Consider the following 16739-nt stretch of genomic DNA (forward strand, 5'->3'; position numbering starts at 1 on the left):
CAGGAAAGGTTTGTTGGAGTACTCTGTTAATTAATATTTATTCCTCATCATATGTTTGTATTTTTGCCATATATTATCATTATTGAGCAAAGTGATGATTTTTGATCCGCTTTTACCATTATGTATCCCCACGAGAAAGAAAAAAAATCCTCATACTTTGTCGATGTTTCAGCTGATTGACCTAGTGACTTTGAAATTAACTTACTTAGATATTTTTTTTCATTGATCATGTCCGAGTGACTGGTGTCATATCCAAGTCTGTTTGTTATTCCATCTGTCCAGATTATTTCAATAATGTAAAGGATTCCATTTTTAAATCTGAAATTTACTCTTGTTTCCAGATTGAGAAATTTAATATTTTGCATGCTATATGTTTCAAATTCATTTATTTCCCCAAAACTTTCAAGAAAATTTATGTTTTTTATTTCTTCGCTTGATGTGTTTTTGTTTACGTGAAAATTCTCATTTATTTCAATATCTCCAGTATTCTTATTTATATTCATTTACGGCCTCGGAAATTTAAATATTTTTGCGTTAGCTTTGAGTTTTGATATATCTGAATCATCAATAAAGTATTGATTTCCTCCTCCTGCGCCTAGTAATGTATTTGCTAATGCTTTTCCCGTGCCTGCACAGATATCTTCCGATAGTTTGAATGCTTGAACCTGATCTCTCATCGGTCGCGCCCCTGGAGTGTTTCCGGAATGTGAGATTTGCGTTAAATTATTGTATGTCAATGCGCTTCCATTTGCGGAAATAAGGGTTATTCTGTCGCTGTAATAATTTCCGGGTTTGGGACCATACGGATAAAGGGAATATAAGATAGTCCCTTTTTTTAAAACAATATTTGTATATGCATCGACTCCTGGGTAGGGCGGCTTACCTTGCCATTTTGTTGCTGAAGCTGATGGATTTTTACCAATGCAAGGATTGCATGGTGTGTTTTTTGCACATTTTTTTGCTAATCCTAATGGATCATTCCAGCCAGTGGGATTTGGTGCATATGTATATGTATTTAATCCACCAAGCAAGCCAACTGGATCTTGCGTCACGTACCTGGCTACATCCGGATCATAGTAGCGGTAACGGTTATAAAACAGCCCCGTTTCCCCATCCTCATACTGCCCCTGAAACCGCAGCGGCTGCTCGATTTCTCCTTCGACGTGCTGCAAGCGCCCCCAGGTCTTGTAGCGCCCGCTCCAGACCACGTTCCCTTGCGCGTCCGTTAGTTCGCGCGGCGTGCCCAGGTGGTCGCAGTGGTAGTGGGTGATGCGGTCGTGTGCTGCCGCGTCATCGGCTGCCGCCTGGGTACGCTGCCATGCCGATACCTGATTCGCCTCTATGTCCGCCTGTTCTTGCGCAATCGCCGTCTGCAGTTCGGCGTCGTGCCGCGTGGCAGGTAAATCCCATTGCGCGACGCGCGGCAGGTGGACCGTGCTGGCCTGGCGACAGGCTGGCGAAGCGATCCTGGCCAGCGGCACAAAGCTGTCCGGCTCGTACAGATATGTGACCGTTTCTGCGTGCCCAAGTTCCTGTGCCAGCGTGTCACCATCCCAGACGAAGAAAGTGGTGGTGCCGCTCGTGCGGGCGGGCTGGTCTTTGCTGATGTCTTGCTGCTTGCTCCAGCGGGCCTCTTCTACCCGCTTGGCGATGCGGCGGCTGAAGGCGTCATAAAAATAGCGGGCGCAATGGCGTGACTGGCGTTCTATCCTGGTAGCGTGGCTGAGGCGGTTTTCGGCGTCGTATTGCAGTTCCAGGTCGCTCCACGTTGACTCCCTGCCCGGCGGATGGAAGCGCTTGCCGGTGGCATTGCCTTGCTCGTCGTAGGAGTAGTCGGTATCGCCATAGCTGTTCAGGACGTTGCCGGGCGCGGGAGCCTTGTCGAGCAGATTGCCTGCCGGATCGAAGGCGAAGTGTTCGTCCAGGCCCGGTTGCACGGCGGCCAGCAGTTGGCCGACGGGGTCGTAGGTGTAGCTGAGTTTGCCGAGCGGGCCGGTAGCGGTGGTGCCTGTTTGAAAAATGGTGGTCAGGTTGCCCTGCGCATCGTATTCGAAGCGGCGTTCGCGCACGGGGGCGGGCGCATCGGCGCCGCGCGCCAGGGTCATTTGCGTGAGCCGCGATTGCGGGTCGTACTGGCGCGTGGCGAGCAAACCGCTGCTGCCCAGCTGCCGTTGTTTTTCCCGGTGCAGCTTGTCGCGCTCGACATCGACCACGGTCTGGCCCTGCCACAGCACGCCATGCCAGTGGCCGGAACCATAACGCAGGGTGTCGATGCGGCGGCCGTTCGGCAAGACCGTCTGGATGCGGTTGCCCAGCTCGTCATAGGCGTGCGTCATGACGAAGCTGGCATCCGGCACGCGCGGGGCGTTGGGCAGCCTGCCGGCGTCGGGCAGGGATTGCAGGAAATATGCGCTGCGCTCTTCGGTCAGCTGGCCCAGCGCATCGTGGAAAAAGCGCTGTTCGGCTTGCGGTGCGGAAACGGCTGTCAACCGGCCCAGTGCGTCGTAGGCGTAGCGCACCTCGCCGTCCGCCGTGGTCTTGACGGATAACAAACCGAGCGCGTCGCGTAGCAGCTGCGTGCGCTGGCTGCCGCACTCGCTAGCGGTCAGGTTGCCAGCCTGGTCATAGCTGTATTGCGTGCGCTTGCCGTCGAAGCCCGTTTCCGACTCCAGCCAGCCTTCCGCGTGATACGCGAGTCGGTAGCTTTCGCCCTTGGCGTTGATCAATTCCGTCAGTTGCAGCGCACTATCGTAGCGATACTGTAAAGACTGGCCGATGGCGTCCAGGCGTTCCACCGGCAAACCCTGGCCGTTGTAGCGGTAGCGCGTCTGCTGGCCGGCGCCATCCTCGTGCAAGAGCAGATTGCCGTCTGCATCGTAGGCGTAGTGTTCCCGTGTTTTGTCTGGTGCGATGAGCCCGGTCAGGCGGCCGAGGCCATCGTACTCATAGCTGCTGACGTGGCCCATGGCATCGCGTGCAGCCATCAATCTTCCCTGCTTGTCGTAGCTGTATTCGCTGCTGTAGCCGGAACAATCCGTGTAGCTGGTAAGCAAGCCCTGGCGGTTGTACTGGAAATGCTTGCTGCCGCCCCTGGCGTCGATCAGTTCCACCAGCTGGCCGCGCTGGTCGTAGCGGTAGCGCGTGACGTGGCCCAGCGCATCCGTGATGCTGACGGGACGGCCTGCCGCATCGTATTCGCGGCGTGCGGTGTTGCCCAGCGCATCAATGAAGGCGACGGGCTGATTTCCGGCATCGTATGCGACGCTGCTGCTGTGCCCCTTGGCATCGGTGCTGCGGGTCAGGTTGCCGGCTGCATCGTAGGCGTAGCGGATAGCGGCGCCGTTGGCGTCGATATCGGCCAGCAGCATGCCGTCGCTGTCCCATTCGCGCCGGCCCAGCGAGGCGGCCTTGTTGCCATTCACGCGGCGCACTTCGGTGACCAGCCAGTTGGCGTCGAATGTGTATTCGAGGACGCCGCCGTTTTCCGTGACGCGGCTGGTGTCGTTGTCCACGTAATCGATGCGCATGTGCTCGCTGCCATCTTGGGCGCGCGTGGCGATGGCGCGCGCCTGGTAACTGTTGGCCAAGCTGATGGGATGGCGCTGCGCCAGCTCCGGTTCGCTCAAGGGGGAACCGCTCCAGCGGGCGCGCAGCGCGTCCAGGCTGATCCAATCCAGCTCGTAACTAAAACCCGTGTAGCTGCTGCACGACGTGAGCAGGTGGTGACGATAGCTGTAGCGGCGCGTGTCGCCCAGCGCGTTCGACTGGCTGACCAGGTTGTGGCGGGGCGCGAAGGGTGGCTGGGCATCGTCCGTTTCGCTGGCATAGGCGTAGCGGACATGGCAGAGGCGGCTGCCGTCGGGCAATACCTCGTCGATGCTGCCGATGTAGATGGCCTGTTCCTCGTGCCCGCGCATCGCTTCGAGCACGCTGCCATCGTCGCTGCGCAGGCGCAGCAGTACTGCGCCCGGTTTTGCATCCATCAACCGGTCGATGCTGATGCCGCGTCCATCGCGGCCTTCGCTGCGCACCAGTGCAAAGCGCTGCGTGGCGACGGGCGCGGACGGGGCCAGCATGGCGTTGACGCCGTCGTAGCCGTGCGGCAGCCAGCCGCCTTCAGCGCGCGCGTAGCGCTCGACGCTGCCGTCGCGCCACAGCAAAGCAAACGTGTCGGCGCCGTCGCGCGTCAGCGTAAAACCTTCCTTGCGGCTGTCGTGCTGCTGGCCCGGTTCCAGGCCCGGCAGGCGCAGGGCGCGGCCGCTGTCGTCGTGCAACACGATGCCGGCTTCGCACAGCGACAGGCTGGTGGTGTAGGGCGTGGACCAGCGCGCGCCCAGCAAGCCCCAGTCTTCGCATTCGGCGCCGGAGCGATAGCAGCGCGTCCAGGTGATGGGGATGCTGCGTTCGAGCGCGAAATCCGTCTGGTACAGGATTTCCTGCCCCGTGCCGAAATGCACGGGCTTGCGGCCCTTGACGGGTTTCTTGGCCGGGCCGCTATCCTTGGGGCAGCAGTCGGAGGGGGCTTCCGATATCGGTTCCTTTTTGCCCCGGCTCTTGCCGTCGTCGCCGCCATTTTTTGGGGGAGGTTTGTCGAGTTTCGGGAGCGGCTTGTCCGGTTTTTTGCCGACAATCTTTTCCTTGACCTTGTTGATGCTCGGTGCCGCTTTCTTGCCGAGGAACTTGCTCAGTATTTTTCCGCCGGGAATCTTGCTGAACACCGCCGTTTGCAATAATGTGCCTGCCGCATTCATGACGATGTCTGAGGCGGTATTGAGCAAATCGGGTGTCTTGCCTGTCAACAGGTAGTCGGCCGCCTGGTCGAGCACCGTGGCCGATGCTTCCATTGCCGTGCCTGTCGCAACGGTCGCCGTGCCGGCAACTGCGCCGGTTGCTGCCGCTGTTTCCATCGCGGCAGCTGCCGGCAGGCCAACGCCGGTTGCCGCAACGCCCACTCCGGCGACTCCCAGCACGGCGCTGCCTGTCAGGATGGTGCCACCCGCATCCACGAGGTCTTCGGCGGCGCCATGCATGCTCTTCGATCCATGATCCTTGTAGTCTTGTGCCGCTTCCCGTATCGCCGCCTTCAGGTCCTTGAGGACAGGCTTGGCCGCCTCCGCGCCCCGCTCATAAATCTTGCCCACGGTATTGCGCGAATTCATCCATACTTCGCGCCCCATCTGCACAAGGCTGGCACCGTTGGCGCGATGGATGGGGCTGGCGACCTTGGTGTCGACCTGCTTGCCGACGGTGCCGCTCTTGACGCCGCCCGCCTTGCCGGCCGTGTCGCCCTTGACGGTGGGAATGATGCTGCGCTGGTGCAGGATGACGGGTTCGCTGTGCGACTTGACGTTGGGCGAAGCGTTCTGTGCTTCCGAGAATTCACCGATGATGCTGTAGGGAATAGGCGGCGTGCTGGAGCCGACGGGCGTCTTGCAAATGTCGGGGCTGAGGCTGACGCAATAGAAGCGCGAGGCCTTGGTGACGGTTTCATTCGTCATTTGTCTTTACCTTGCTCGGCCGCCTTGCCCAGTGCTTCCTGGGCCTGTTCCAGCAGTTCGATGCGTGCGATCTGCGCCGGCTCCATCGCGTGCAGCAGGCGCGACGCGACCTGGCCCGCGTCGGCCGGCACGATGGCGCGCCAGACCAGCTCCACAGTGGCCGCTTCGGGGTTGACCAGCACTGTATCGATGACCAGGCGCCAGACGAGCAACTGATCGTTCTTGTCCGCCAGCAGCAGGCACAGTACTTGTTCGGGCAAGGCGAAGCGCAGCACGGTGTTGCCGCGCGGGTCGATGCGGGCCGAGCGATGGTCGTGGCGGCACAGATTGGTCAAGGTGAATTGTTCCAGTCCCGCCAGGTACGGACATTGCTGGTCCAGGGGCGTGCTGTTCCAGTACGCGAAATCGAAGTCTTCCGGCAGGGCAGGGACTTCATCGGCATCCCATTTGTCCTTGACCAAGATGCTGCCGGCCAGTGCGCGGCGCGGCAACCAGCCACGGCCGATAGCGGCCAGCCCCGTCGGCGCGGGCAGCTCCTTGCCGCCCGCGCCTTGCCAGAACTGGGCGGCCGTGCATGGGTGCGTCGCTGGCGTGACGCGGGGCGCAGGCACCTCATCGATCTGTTTCGCATCCAGGTACCAGTGCCGTGCGAAACCGCGTCCCAGCGGATTGGCCTGGCAGGAATCGTGGGCCGCCGCGTTGCAGTCATCGGCCTCGATGCGGCATTGCCCGCCATATGCGTAGGCGTAGTGCAGCGGCAATTGCAGGAACGCTTCTGGCGCCGACAAGTGCCACGGGTTCGGTCGCAGCAAACCCACGGTGGCAATGCGGGCGCAGCCTTGCGCCAGGCGCGTCAGGATGGCTTTCTTGCGGAAGGCGCGCTCGCCGCATACCTGCAGGGTCTTGTCGATCAGGGTCTTCTTTTCTGACCGCACCTTCAGGTTGACGAGAAATTGCGGCATCGCCTGCCCGCGCGGCGCGTGCGCCACGCCATTGACGATCACGTCGCAGCGCGGTTTATACGGCGCGAAGTCGCTTTCCTGAACGGTGCCCGCCTGCGTGTCGCCGTCCAGGTGCCGGTCTTCCGTGGCCAGCGGCGACTGACGCACCATGGGCAGCAGGCTGGCCAGGCCGTCCGCGCCGCAGGGGCCCAGGGTGTAGCCCATGCGCGCCACCACCACATGAAAGGCCTCGCCAAACTGGTCGACCATGTCGAACTGGCTGGCCGCGTGCGGCGTGCGGTTGTCGAAGAGCAGGTTGGGAATGTTGAAATGGGCTGTGCCGGTGTCGTTCATCGTCAGCCCGGGTTGTTGTCGATGTCGTCGCCATGGATCTGCACCTTCGATCTGCCGCGGATGATGATTTCATCGGCAACGAGTTCGATGCGTCCCGGCGTGATGGTGATGCTGGACGTGCCAACAGTCATCGTGTGCGAATCGGTGGCCGTGAGCGTGCTGTCGGCGCCGACGATGACGCTTTTCGTCAGGCCGACTTGCTCGGCCTGCGCCAGCACCACGGTGGTGTTCATGGCGCCGATGACGGTGGTCTGGTAGGCGGCGCCGATGGTCAGCACCTTGGCCAGGCCGATCGTTTCGTCCTTGGCCAGGGTCACCCGTTCCGAACGGTGGCCGTCGATTTGCACCTGCTCGTTGCCGCCCACGTGTTCGCGGCGGTTGTCGCCGATGTCGATGTGTTCGTCATGGCCGACGCGTTCACGGCGGTTGTTGTGCACGGTGATGTCTTCATCGTGGTCCACCGTTTCCGTGCGGTCGCGCTTGACGTGCACCGTTTCATCGCGGTCGATGGTTTTGCGCCGGTCGTTGCCGACCCAGTGCGACTCGTCATGCTCGACTTCGATGCGCTGGTCTTTTTCTGCATGCAGCCACAGTTCTTCCGCATCCTTGCGGTCTTCGAAACGCAGGGCGTTGGCGTGCGCGGCGGAACCTTTTTTTGAGGAACGGCTCAGCATGCCGCTTTGCGTCTTGTTGGCTGGCAAATCCCACGGTGGCATATTGCGCGCGTTGTAGACGCAGCCGATGATGATGGGCATGGCGACGTTACCGTCGAGAAATTGGACGGCCACTTCCATGCCCACCCGGGGCAGGCTGATGTGGCCAAAATTCGGCCCGGCCCAGTTTGATATCACTCTTATCCACGGCGAACTTTTGTCGTCGAAGCTGCCCAGGCGGTCCCAGTGGAATTGCACTTTGACTCTTCCGTAACCGTCCGTATGGATTTCCTCTCCGGGCGGCCCGACCACGGTGGCCGTCTGCACGCCATAGATCTTCGGTTCGCGGCTATGAAAATTGCGGCCCGGGCGCCAGGGAGTGGCGCGGGGGATGCAGGTAAATGTGTTGCTGTAGTGCGAGGTGGCGCCGTGCCCTTGCTGATAGTTATTGCTGGCGTAGTGCTGCACGGAGAGGATCAGGTATTCGCCGGCTGCGCTGTCGAAATGCCCGTCCAGGGTGAACCAGCGCCCAGGTTGCGCCGTGCGGTCATTGCCCTGCGCCTCGAACAGCTGGCCCTGGGCATCAAGCTCTTCCATGCGGCGCTGGGCCAGGGCCTCGCCATCGTCGATGTTTTTGAAACCGTAGCTGCCCGTGTTTTCATACACTTCCAGGGACGGCACGGCGCCTTGCCGGTTCAGCGAGTCGCGGCTGGCGCGGGCGCTGCGTGGATTCTTGAAGTTGAAACTGGCCACCGTCATCTGGGCCGGGGCCATGCGCCGCACCGTGCTCCATTGATGCACGCCATCGTCTTCCAGGGAACCGGCCTGGTGCTGGAAAGGTATTTCGCTCAGATCGCCATCGATGGGCTTGCCCGTGGTGCTGTCGTCGTCCAGCCACAAGGTGTGGCCGTCAAGGCGGTGTTCGTAGCGGTAGTGCCAGCCCAGCTGTTCCCAATGGCGGTGCAGCAGGTTGTGGTCGCTCTCGTTGTGCTGGCACGTGTAGGTGATGGCGGGGTCCAGGCCGCTGGCGGCCAGCTTGTAGTCGCGCATCAGGTAGTCATCGAAGACCTTGTCCGTCAGCGCCGCCACCGTCAGGCCGTGGAAGGCGACATTGTTTTGCCGCAAGTGCAGATGCGCCAGCCATGGCTCCAGCACCATTTCATAAAAGGCGAAGCCGCCGTCCGTGCGCAGGAAGCGGAATTCGAACACATAGCCGTTGAAGTAGCGCAAGGTGCCGTCTTCGCGCACCAGTTCGACGGTCACCATCTTGCCCATCACCTTGTCGAGCGCGATGGCGGCGTCGTCGGACAATACTTCCACCACATGGGAAAAGTCGCGCGACAGGCTTTCGCTGGCGGCCAGGCTGTTGGCCAGGAACTGGACGTTGACAGGGCCGTCGCCATGCGGAAAGTGCAGGCGCAGCAGGCGCTGGCCCTGCATGTCGTCCGCCAGTGTGGTGAACGCCGCCGTCATATCGGAGAAATCGCTCATCGCGCATCGCTTCACGGTAGGGATCGTTGAGCGACTGTAGCAATAGCGAACACAAGCGTTTTGCGCCGCCGCAAGCTTCAATCTTTGAGTGAGGGCATCAATTGCATTTCGTAATGCATGTCGTCGCGGTGGCGCGGTGATGCTGCAGCGCCGAGGAAACTGTTGCAGCCGAGTCCGCCTTGTGGCGCGCTCGTCAATGCCAGTCCCCGCACCTCGCTGGCGTGCAGCACCAGCACGATCTGGTAGCGCACGAGCGGCTGGCCGAACAGCATCAGCATGTGCCGCAGCGCTTGGCAAGCAGGGGCGCGCGGCAGGAAGCTGGCGTGCTGCTGCGCCGTGAGCGGACCGAGGCGCAGGCGTACGGCCAGGTCGGGGCGGCGGCAGCGTTCGCCGATGGTGGCGCGCTGGCCCAGCACGGCATTAGCCATGCCCAGCGCTGTTTGTTCGCGCGGCGCCAGCGCGTCCATGGCGCCCGTCGCTTCGTCGATGTGGCAGGGCACGCCGAAGTGGTCGCTGAGGATGCGCGCCATGACGATGGACGAGATGTTGCGTTGCTGCAGCAAGCCGCTGTACAGGCCGATCGCCGCCTCGTCCTGGCCCTGGCTCTGGCCCGACTGGCACGCGGCCAGGTCCAGCAGGCGCGACAGGAAGGCGCCGCTGTGGCCGGCATGCTCGATGCGGTATTTTTGCCAGGCCTGGTAAAACAGGGTCACGGCACGGCTGGAAAACAGGTCGAGAAAAGCGCGCGCGCTGGTGTCGCGTTCACCATGCTGGTGCGCGGCGATGCGCTCCGAATAGTGGCTGGGCAAGCTGCCCTGGCAACCCAGCAAGCCCATGAAGGCGGGTGTGAGGTGGATGTGCTGGCTGTGGCCGGACAGCAGCGCTTGCAGCAAGGCATCGGCATCGGCGATGCCGTTGGTCGTGAGCGCCTCGATCTGGCTGGCGGGAAAGCGCAGCGAGACGCTGTTGTCGAAGCGCATGATCTTTGCCAGCGCCGTGTGTTCATCGATGCCGTGTTCGGCCAGCCACGCCAGCAGCAGGCGCAGCGCCTGGAAGCACTCGAAGCGCTGCGGCGCGTCGAGCAATTGCTGGATCACGCTGGCGTGGCGTCGGCGCTGCGTTCCGGGCATCGTATCAGTTCCTCGCCGCTGCGCTGGGACAGCAGCGTCAGTTGGCTAAAGCAGTTGAGCTGGCTGTTCAGGGCGAAGTAGCGCTGCAGCACCTGGGCGAAAATATAGATGCTGCTGCCGACGAAGGCTTGCTCGTCGATGCCCAGGCGGATGGCGACGCCGGGCATCAGGGTGGGAAACGGCACGGTTGGCATCCATGCGCGCGTGCTGCCGTGTTCGAGCGTGACGATGCCCTGGATCAGGCGCTGCGTGGTGGGTGAACGGGGCAGGTCGTACAGGCTGAGCATTTTCTGGAATTCGCCCAGGCCCGTTTGCGTCAGGCTGGCGTAATTGAGCGACAGGTGCGCAATCAGCCGCCAGTGCGTGTCCGCCAGGAAGCGCATGCTGGGCGTGGGCTTGCGCAGGAAGCGCGCGGGGATGCCGTCGGGCACGTCTTCGGCCAGCAGGTCGCCGCCGGGCAAGCCGTAGTGCAACTGCGTGGGCAAGTCGCGGTTGCTGCACAGCAGTTGCGTCGAGACGGTGGCGCAGGCCGCGCTACCCGGTGAAAATTGCGGGTCGATCAGGCTCAACCGCATTTCATGGCCGGGGCTGATGGCCGCCACGGCTTCGTCGCGGCGCGCCAGCCAATACTGTCCATGCTCTGGGCCATGCTCTGCCTGAGAACCTTGCAGCGAGGCATACAGCGGCAAGAAAGTGCTCAGGCGCTCGCCGGCCTCGTCCTTGCGCACCACGGTAACGGCCTCGATGCTGTGGATGTCGTAGGCAAACGCATGTGTGGCATCGGCCAGCAGGGCGTAGTCGGGCTCGGTATGCGTGAGGCGGATCGGCACGCCGGACTTGGCGAACAGGTTGACGACGGGCGTGCATCCCAGCAAGAGGTTGTCGCGGCTGACGCCGGACAAGAGCCGCGCCTCGTGGCTGTCGCTGCGCACGCCCTTGAGCGGCAGGTGCAAGGTGAATTGGCGGCATTGCTTCGGCAACAGGACCGCCAGGCTGGACCAGGCGATATCGATGAAATGGAATTTTTCCGGAAAGGCGAAATACTCGGTCAGCAGGCGCAGTGCCGGGTGCGAACGGGCGGAAATGGGGATCAGCGCGTCGTCGTCCGCATAGCCGGCCGGCGTCAACAGCATGCCATCGACAGCCAGCCACGGGCTGTGGTCATCCAGCGCCACATACGCGCCCGCACCGCGCAGGAACAGGGCGTCGAGCAGGGCCGCGCGCACGGAGGGTTCGCCGTCGGCAAACAGGCGCAGGCTGGAAACGCCGGCCTGGTCCAAGTGGTAGTTGTCGCTGCTGCTGGTGAATTGAATGCTGAGCAAGGCGCTGGCGCCGTCGGGCAGGCGCAGGCCGGGCGGCGCGTCGATGATGGCTGAAAAATGCAGGCGAGAAATGGCCAGCGGCGCCAGGGTCACGTCATACGTGCTGGTGAACTTGCAGGCCACGCCTTGCACCGGCTGCGAGCGCAGCACGGTGCCGCGCGCAACGTGCGCAAGCTGGGCCAACTGGGCGCCACCGGGCGTCTCGTCGGCAGCGATGCGCACGATGGAGCATGCGGGAAACGGCCGCAGATAATGCGGGTACAGGGTGTCGAGCAGGGCATGGGTGAATTGCGGATAGGCGTCGTCGAGGCGCTTGGCGACCCTGGCCGTGAGCAGGGCGACGGACTGGATCAGGCGTTCGACATGCGGATCTTCGCAGGTGTCGCCGGCGATCAGCAGACGCCCGGCCGCTTTCGGATAGCGGCTGGAAAACTCGCGCGTGTACTGGCGAAACAAGCCCAGCTCACGCTCGTAATACGGCAGCAGTTGTTCCACGGTCGCGCTCTCCGCCAGCTGGAAAGCTTCATGCTGGCATCAGGCGCTACCGTGGATGTTGATGCGTGACAATGATTCTTAGAAATGGTACTCCGCGCGTATCATCGGCGTCTTCGCCGTCTGGCCCACATTACCCGTGGTGGCGGCCGAGTTGCCGAACTTGTTTTTCCAGTACTGGTATTCCAGGCCCACGCGGAAGGTGTTTTTCGGACTGCCCAGAGCCGCGCCCACGTCGAACATCACCTGCATGTCGATATTCGTTTCCACTGCCGTCTTGCGTCCCACTTCATCGTTGCCTTTGGAGTCGATGAGGTTAAAGAAGCCTTCGAACGAGAACAGCGGCGACAGGGGAATGCCCCAGGCGCCCGTCAGCATGGCGTGCGTTTTATACGTGTAGCGGCCCGTCACTTGCGAGATGGGCGGGAAGGCGCCGCTGGGGGCATTGCTTTCACGCAGCAACAGCAGGCTGGTGTTGAAGAAGCCGGGCACGTCCCACATCAGCGTCGGGCCGGCCACCAGCATGCGCTTGCGCGAGTTGTAGCCGACGTCATTTTTCGTGTTGACGTCGAAGCCCAGGGTGACGCCGACGCCGCGCACGGGGCCGAACTTGATGTCGCTGCCGCGCACCTTGCCGATGTCGATGGTGTTGCGGTACACCAGATACGCTTCTTGCGCGCCGGACGTTTTACCCAGCGCGCCAGGGTCCTTGCTGTCGGACATGAGGAAATCGAGGTTGACGAAGTTGCTGCCGTATTTGTAGCCGCTGGCGTGCGTGATGGCAAAGATGTTTTTCTTGATGTCATCGGGATTGAATGGCTCGCGGTAGTCACTGCCGGCGCGCCAGCTGAGCGCGGTGTCGCTCCATTCGGCAGCCTGGGCGGTCGCTCCCAGGCCCAGGGTCGTGGCAAGGCATAGGCAAGGCAACAGACACGGTAAGATTTTTGGCACTTTCGGCTCCTGATGGCGGTGTTGGAAAACGGATACAAGGAATGGCGGGGCGAGTAGAGCGCATGATGCGCTGCGTTGCCGCAGAATGCGCGCCGTTCAATCCATGATGCGAGAGGCGCGGCATCAGACAATATGCAGTATTTACATACTTACTATCATTTCTTGCATATAATCATCGCATCTTCCAGCCCCTGTGGGGCAAGGCGGGGGCTGCAAAGCAGCTAATTTTTTTCAAAATTGTATACAGGTGTTGTTTTTTTGTAGAAATAGAAATGGACTGCCAAATGCCAGCCCCCAAGCATCCGCGGATGCCGATACGATAGCTATCGCGATGGCTTGATGCCGCGCCGATCGATAGACGGACAACTTAGCGAGGCACGAAAAAAACAATGACGGCACGTCTCGAATTACACGACATCAGCAAGCGCTATCCGTCCGTGGTGGCGAATGACGGCATCCACCTCACCGTGGCGCCCGGACAAATTCACGCCGTGCTCGGCGAAAACGGCGCCGGCAAATCGACCTTGATGAAAATCATCTATGGCGCCGTGCAGCCCGATGGCGGGCGCATCCTGTGGAATGGCCGCGAGGTCGAGATCGCCAACCCGTCGGCCGCCCGCGCGCTGGGTATCGCCATGGTGTTTCAGCACTTTTCCCTGTTCGACACGCTCACCGTGACGGAAAACATCGCCCTCGGTTTGCCCGCCGGCACCAACATGGCGGAACTGGCGCAGCGCATCGAGGCGACGGCGCGCCAGTACGGTCTGGACCTGGAACCGCAGCGCCACGTGCACACCTTGTCGGTGGGCGAATGCCAGCGCGTGGAAATCGTGCGCGCCTTGCTGGCCAAGCCGCAACTATTGATCCTCGATGAACCGACTTCCGTGCTGACGCCGGGCGCCGTGGAGAAACTGTTTACTACCTTGCGCCAGCTGGCGGCCGAAGGCTGCAGCATCCTGTACATCAGCCACAAGCTCGACGAAATCCGCGCCCTGTGCCATACCTGCACGGTGGTGCGCGCCGGCAAGAACGCGGGCGTGTGCGATCCCACTCAGGAATCGGCGGCCAGCCTGTCGCGCATGATGATCGGCGCCGAACCGCCCGCCGTCACGCGCGTGGCACGCCCGCCCGGTGCCGTCATGCTGAGCGTGCGGCAGCTGGACTTGCCGAAGAGCCACCCGTTTGCCACGCAGTTGACGGATATTCATTTCGATGTGCGCGCGGGCGAGATCGTCGGCATCGCGGGCGTGTCCGGCAATGGCCAGCAGGAATTGCTGGCCGCGCTGTCGGGCGAGGACATGCGCGCGGCGCCCGCCAGCATCGTGCTGAACGGCACCCAGGCGGGACGCTTGCCGCCGGGACGCCGGCGCGCGCTGGGCTTCGGCTTCGTGCCGGAAGAGCGGCTGGGACGCGGCGCCGTGCCCGACATGGGGCTGGCCGATAACGTGTTGTTGAGCTTGCAGACCCCCGCCACCATCCGCCACGGCTTCGTGCGTCATACCGTCATCGCGCAGCGGGCGGCCGCCATCATCGCCCGCTTCCAGGTGAAGGCGGGCGGGCCGCAGGCGCTGGCGCGCAGCTTGTCTGGAGGCAATTTGCAGAAATACATAGTCGGACGCGAAGTCATGCGCGAACCCAGCGTGCTGGTAGTGGCGCAGCCGACCTGGGGCGTGGACGTGGGCGCAGCCGCGCAAATCCGCGCCGAATTGCTGGCGCTGCGCGACGCCGGTTGCGCACTGCTGGTGGTATCGGAGGAACTCGATGAATTGTTCGAGATCAGCGACCGCTTGCTGGTGATGGCGAAAGGAAAAATTTCACCTTCGCTGGACGTGGGCGAGGCCAGCGTGGCGCAGGTGGGGCAATGGATGAGCGGGCTGTGGCCACAGGAGGTAGCCCATGGCTAAGTTTGCCTTGCGCCTGGAAGCCCGTCCAACCCCGTCGCGGCTGATGTCGTGGCTGTCGCCCGTGCTGGCCGTGCTGCTGACCGTGTTGTGCGGCGCGCTGCTATTTGTTGCGCTGGGACACGATCCGCTGGCCGGACTGGCCGTCTTCTTCGTGGAACCCTTGCGCGACGCGCACGGCTGGTCCGAGCTGGGCCTTAAAGTCGCCCCTTTGCTGTTGATCGCCGTGGGCCTGGCCATCTGCTTTCGCGCCAATATCTATAACATCGGCGCGGAAGGGCAGCTGACCCTGGGCGCCATCTGCGGCGGCGCGGCAGCCCTGTACCTGGACGATGGTGTGGGAGGCGCGACCGTCATTGGCGTGTCCCTGCTGGCCGGCATGGCCGGCGGCATGGCGTGGGCGGGCCTGGTGGCGTGGCTGCGCGACCGCTACAACGCCAGCGAAATCCTTGTCTCGCTGATGCTGGTCTACATCGCCCAATTGCTGCTCAGCTATCTCGTGTACGGCGTGTTGCGCGACCCGGAAGGCTTCAACTTCCCTCAGTCGAAACTGCTGTCCGACGGCTTGCTGTTGCCGATGGTGATCAGCGACACGCGCTTGCATGTGGGCATCATCTTCGCCTTGCTGGCCGCGCTGGGCGGCTGGCTGTATTTATCCAGGAGCATTGCCGGCTTCCGCTTGCGTGTGGGCGGCATGGCGCCGGCCGCCGCGCGGTATGCGGGCTTTTCTTCGCGCAAGACTTTATGGTCGTCCCTGCTGATCTGCGGCGCCCTGTCGGGCCTGGCGGGCGCCTGTGAAGTGCTGGGACCGATGGGGCAGCTCACGCCCACGGTATCGCCCGGCTACGGCTTTGCGGCCATCATCGTCGCCTTCGTGGGGAGGCTGCATCCCGTCGGCGTACTCTTTTCCAGCTTCGTCATGGCCCTGTTCTATATCGGCGGCGAACTGGCGCAGTCGCGCCTGGGTCTGCCCAGTGCGATTACGGGCGTGTTCCAGGGCATCTTGCTGTTCGCCTTGCTCGCTTGCGACGTGCTGATCCAATATAAATTGCGCTGGAGAAAACATGGATAACCTGGCCCTGACGATAGCGCCATTGATCGCCGCCAGCATCAATGCGGGCACGCCGCTGATGCTCGCCGCGCTCGGTTTGCTCGTCAATGAAAAGGCGGGCGTGGTGAATCTGGGCGCGGAAGGCATGATGCTGGTCTCGGCCATCACGGGCTTTGCCGTGGCCGTCAACACGGGCAGCCCCACCCTGGGCTTTCTGGCTGGCGCGGGCGCCAGCATGCTGCTGTCCGGCTTCTTTGCCTGGCTGACCGTCTGGCTGGGCACGAACCAGTACGCGACGGGCCTGGCCTTGTCGCTGTTCGGCGCGGGCGCATCCACCTACATCGGCCTGAAGTATGTGGGCAACAGCTTGCAGAATGGCCGCTTCGGCATTCCTTTCCTGGAAGATATTCCCGTGCTGGGGCCGGCCCTGTTCCGCCAGCATCCGATGGTGTATCTGTCGCTGCTGCTGTGCGTGGCCATCGCCTGGTTTTTGTACCGCACGCGGGCGGGACTGGTGCTGCGCGCCGTGGGCGAGTCGCCCGCGTCCGCGCATGCGCTCGGCTACCCCGTGCGCCGCATCCGCCTGGCGGCCGTGCTGTTCGGCGGCGCCTGCTGCGGCCTGGCCGGCGCCTTTTTATCGCTCGTGTACACGCCGCTATGGGTCGAGGGCATGGTGGCGGGGCGCGGCTGGATCGCGCTGGCGCTGACCACCTTTGCCACCTGGCGCCCCGCGCGCGTGGTGGGCGGCGCCTACCTGTTTGGCGGCATCACCATTTTGACGTTTCACGCGCAGGCGCTGGGCGTGCCCATCGCTTCGCAACTGCTGTCGATGTTGCCGTATGTGGCGGCCATCGTCGTGCTGGTGCTCATTTCCAGCAATGCCAATTACATCAAGCTCAACATGCCCGCTTCGCTGGGGAAAAATTTCAATCCCGGAAATTAATCACTCACCACA

General features: G+C 62.1%; 10 protein-coding genes. 3 read left to right on the forward strand and 7 right to left on the reverse strand.

Features of this window, described 5'->3' with window-relative positions; translation table 11 throughout:
* Positions 1-47: 47 nt before the first annotated feature.
* The 7 genes from CNX70_RS28050 to CNX70_RS07180 form a co-directional block, all read right to left on the reverse strand.
* Positions 48-503 carry a hypothetical protein gene (locus CNX70_RS28050; protein WP_157750939.1) on the reverse strand — a complete coding sequence of 152 codons (456 nt, stop codon included), beginning with the start codon at positions 501-503 and terminating at the stop codon, positions 48-50.
* Positions 504-5498 carry an RHS repeat-associated core domain-containing protein gene (locus CNX70_RS07155; RefSeq protein WP_096234135.1) on the reverse strand — a complete coding sequence of 1665 codons (4995 nt, stop codon included), beginning with the start codon at positions 5496-5498 and terminating at the stop codon, positions 504-506.
* Positions 5495-6793: a DUF2169 family type VI secretion system accessory protein gene (locus tag CNX70_RS07160; protein ID WP_096234136.1), complete on the reverse strand. Its 1299-nt coding sequence runs from the start codon at positions 6791-6793 to the stop codon at positions 5495-5497. Before CNX70_RS07160 ends, CNX70_RS07155 begins: the two co-directional genes overlap by 4 nt.
* Positions 6794-6795: 2 nt before the next feature.
* Positions 6796-8937: a type VI secretion system Vgr family protein gene (locus CNX70_RS07165; protein WP_096234137.1), complete on the reverse strand. Its 2142-nt coding sequence runs from the start codon at positions 8935-8937 to the stop codon at positions 6796-6798.
* A 77-nt stretch (positions 8938-9014) separates the two neighbouring features.
* Positions 9015-10067: a type VI secretion system baseplate subunit TssG gene (gene tssG / locus CNX70_RS07170; RefSeq protein ID WP_096234138.1), complete on the reverse strand. Its 1053-nt coding sequence runs from the start codon at positions 10065-10067 to the stop codon at positions 9015-9017.
* Positions 10031-11884 carry a type VI secretion system baseplate subunit TssF gene (gene tssF, locus CNX70_RS07175; protein ID WP_096234139.1) on the reverse strand — a complete coding sequence of 618 codons (1854 nt, stop codon included), beginning with the start codon at positions 11882-11884 and terminating at the stop codon, positions 10031-10033. Before tssF ends, tssG begins: the two co-directional genes overlap by 37 nt.
* A 78-nt stretch (positions 11885-11962) precedes the next feature.
* Positions 11963-12775, reverse strand: coding sequence for an outer envelope protein (locus tag CNX70_RS07180; RefSeq protein ID WP_096238318.1), 813 nt, complete (start codon positions 12773-12775; stop codon positions 11963-11965).
* 446 nt (positions 12776-13221) lie between these two features.
* Here CNX70_RS07180 and CNX70_RS07185 point away from each other — a divergent pair, with 446 nt between their 5' ends.
* From CNX70_RS07185 to CNX70_RS07195, 3 genes are read left to right on the forward strand one after another with little or no spacing between them, the layout of a single operon-like run.
* A complete protein-coding gene (locus tag CNX70_RS07185; RefSeq protein ID WP_096234140.1) occupies positions 13222-14736 on the forward strand; it encodes an ABC transporter ATP-binding protein in 1515 nt (504 codons plus the stop codon).
* Complete coding sequence (locus CNX70_RS07190) at positions 14729-15805, forward strand: ABC transporter permease (RefSeq protein ID WP_096234141.1); 1077 nt, start codon at positions 14729-14731, stop codon at positions 15803-15805. Before CNX70_RS07185 ends, CNX70_RS07190 begins: the two co-directional genes overlap by 8 nt.
* The gene (locus CNX70_RS07195) at positions 15798-16727 is read left to right on the forward strand and encodes an ABC transporter permease (protein ID WP_096234142.1); all 930 of its coding nucleotides are present in this window, start codon (positions 15798-15800) and stop codon (positions 16725-16727) included. Before CNX70_RS07190 ends, CNX70_RS07195 begins: the two co-directional genes overlap by 8 nt.
* The last annotated feature ends 12 nt before the right edge of the window (positions 16728-16739 follow it).

Origin of the sequence: Janthinobacterium svalbardense (genome assembly GCF_002327145.1) — a bacterium.
Classification (GTDB): Bacteria; Pseudomonadota; Gammaproteobacteria; order Burkholderiales; family Burkholderiaceae_D; genus Janthinobacterium; species Janthinobacterium tructae.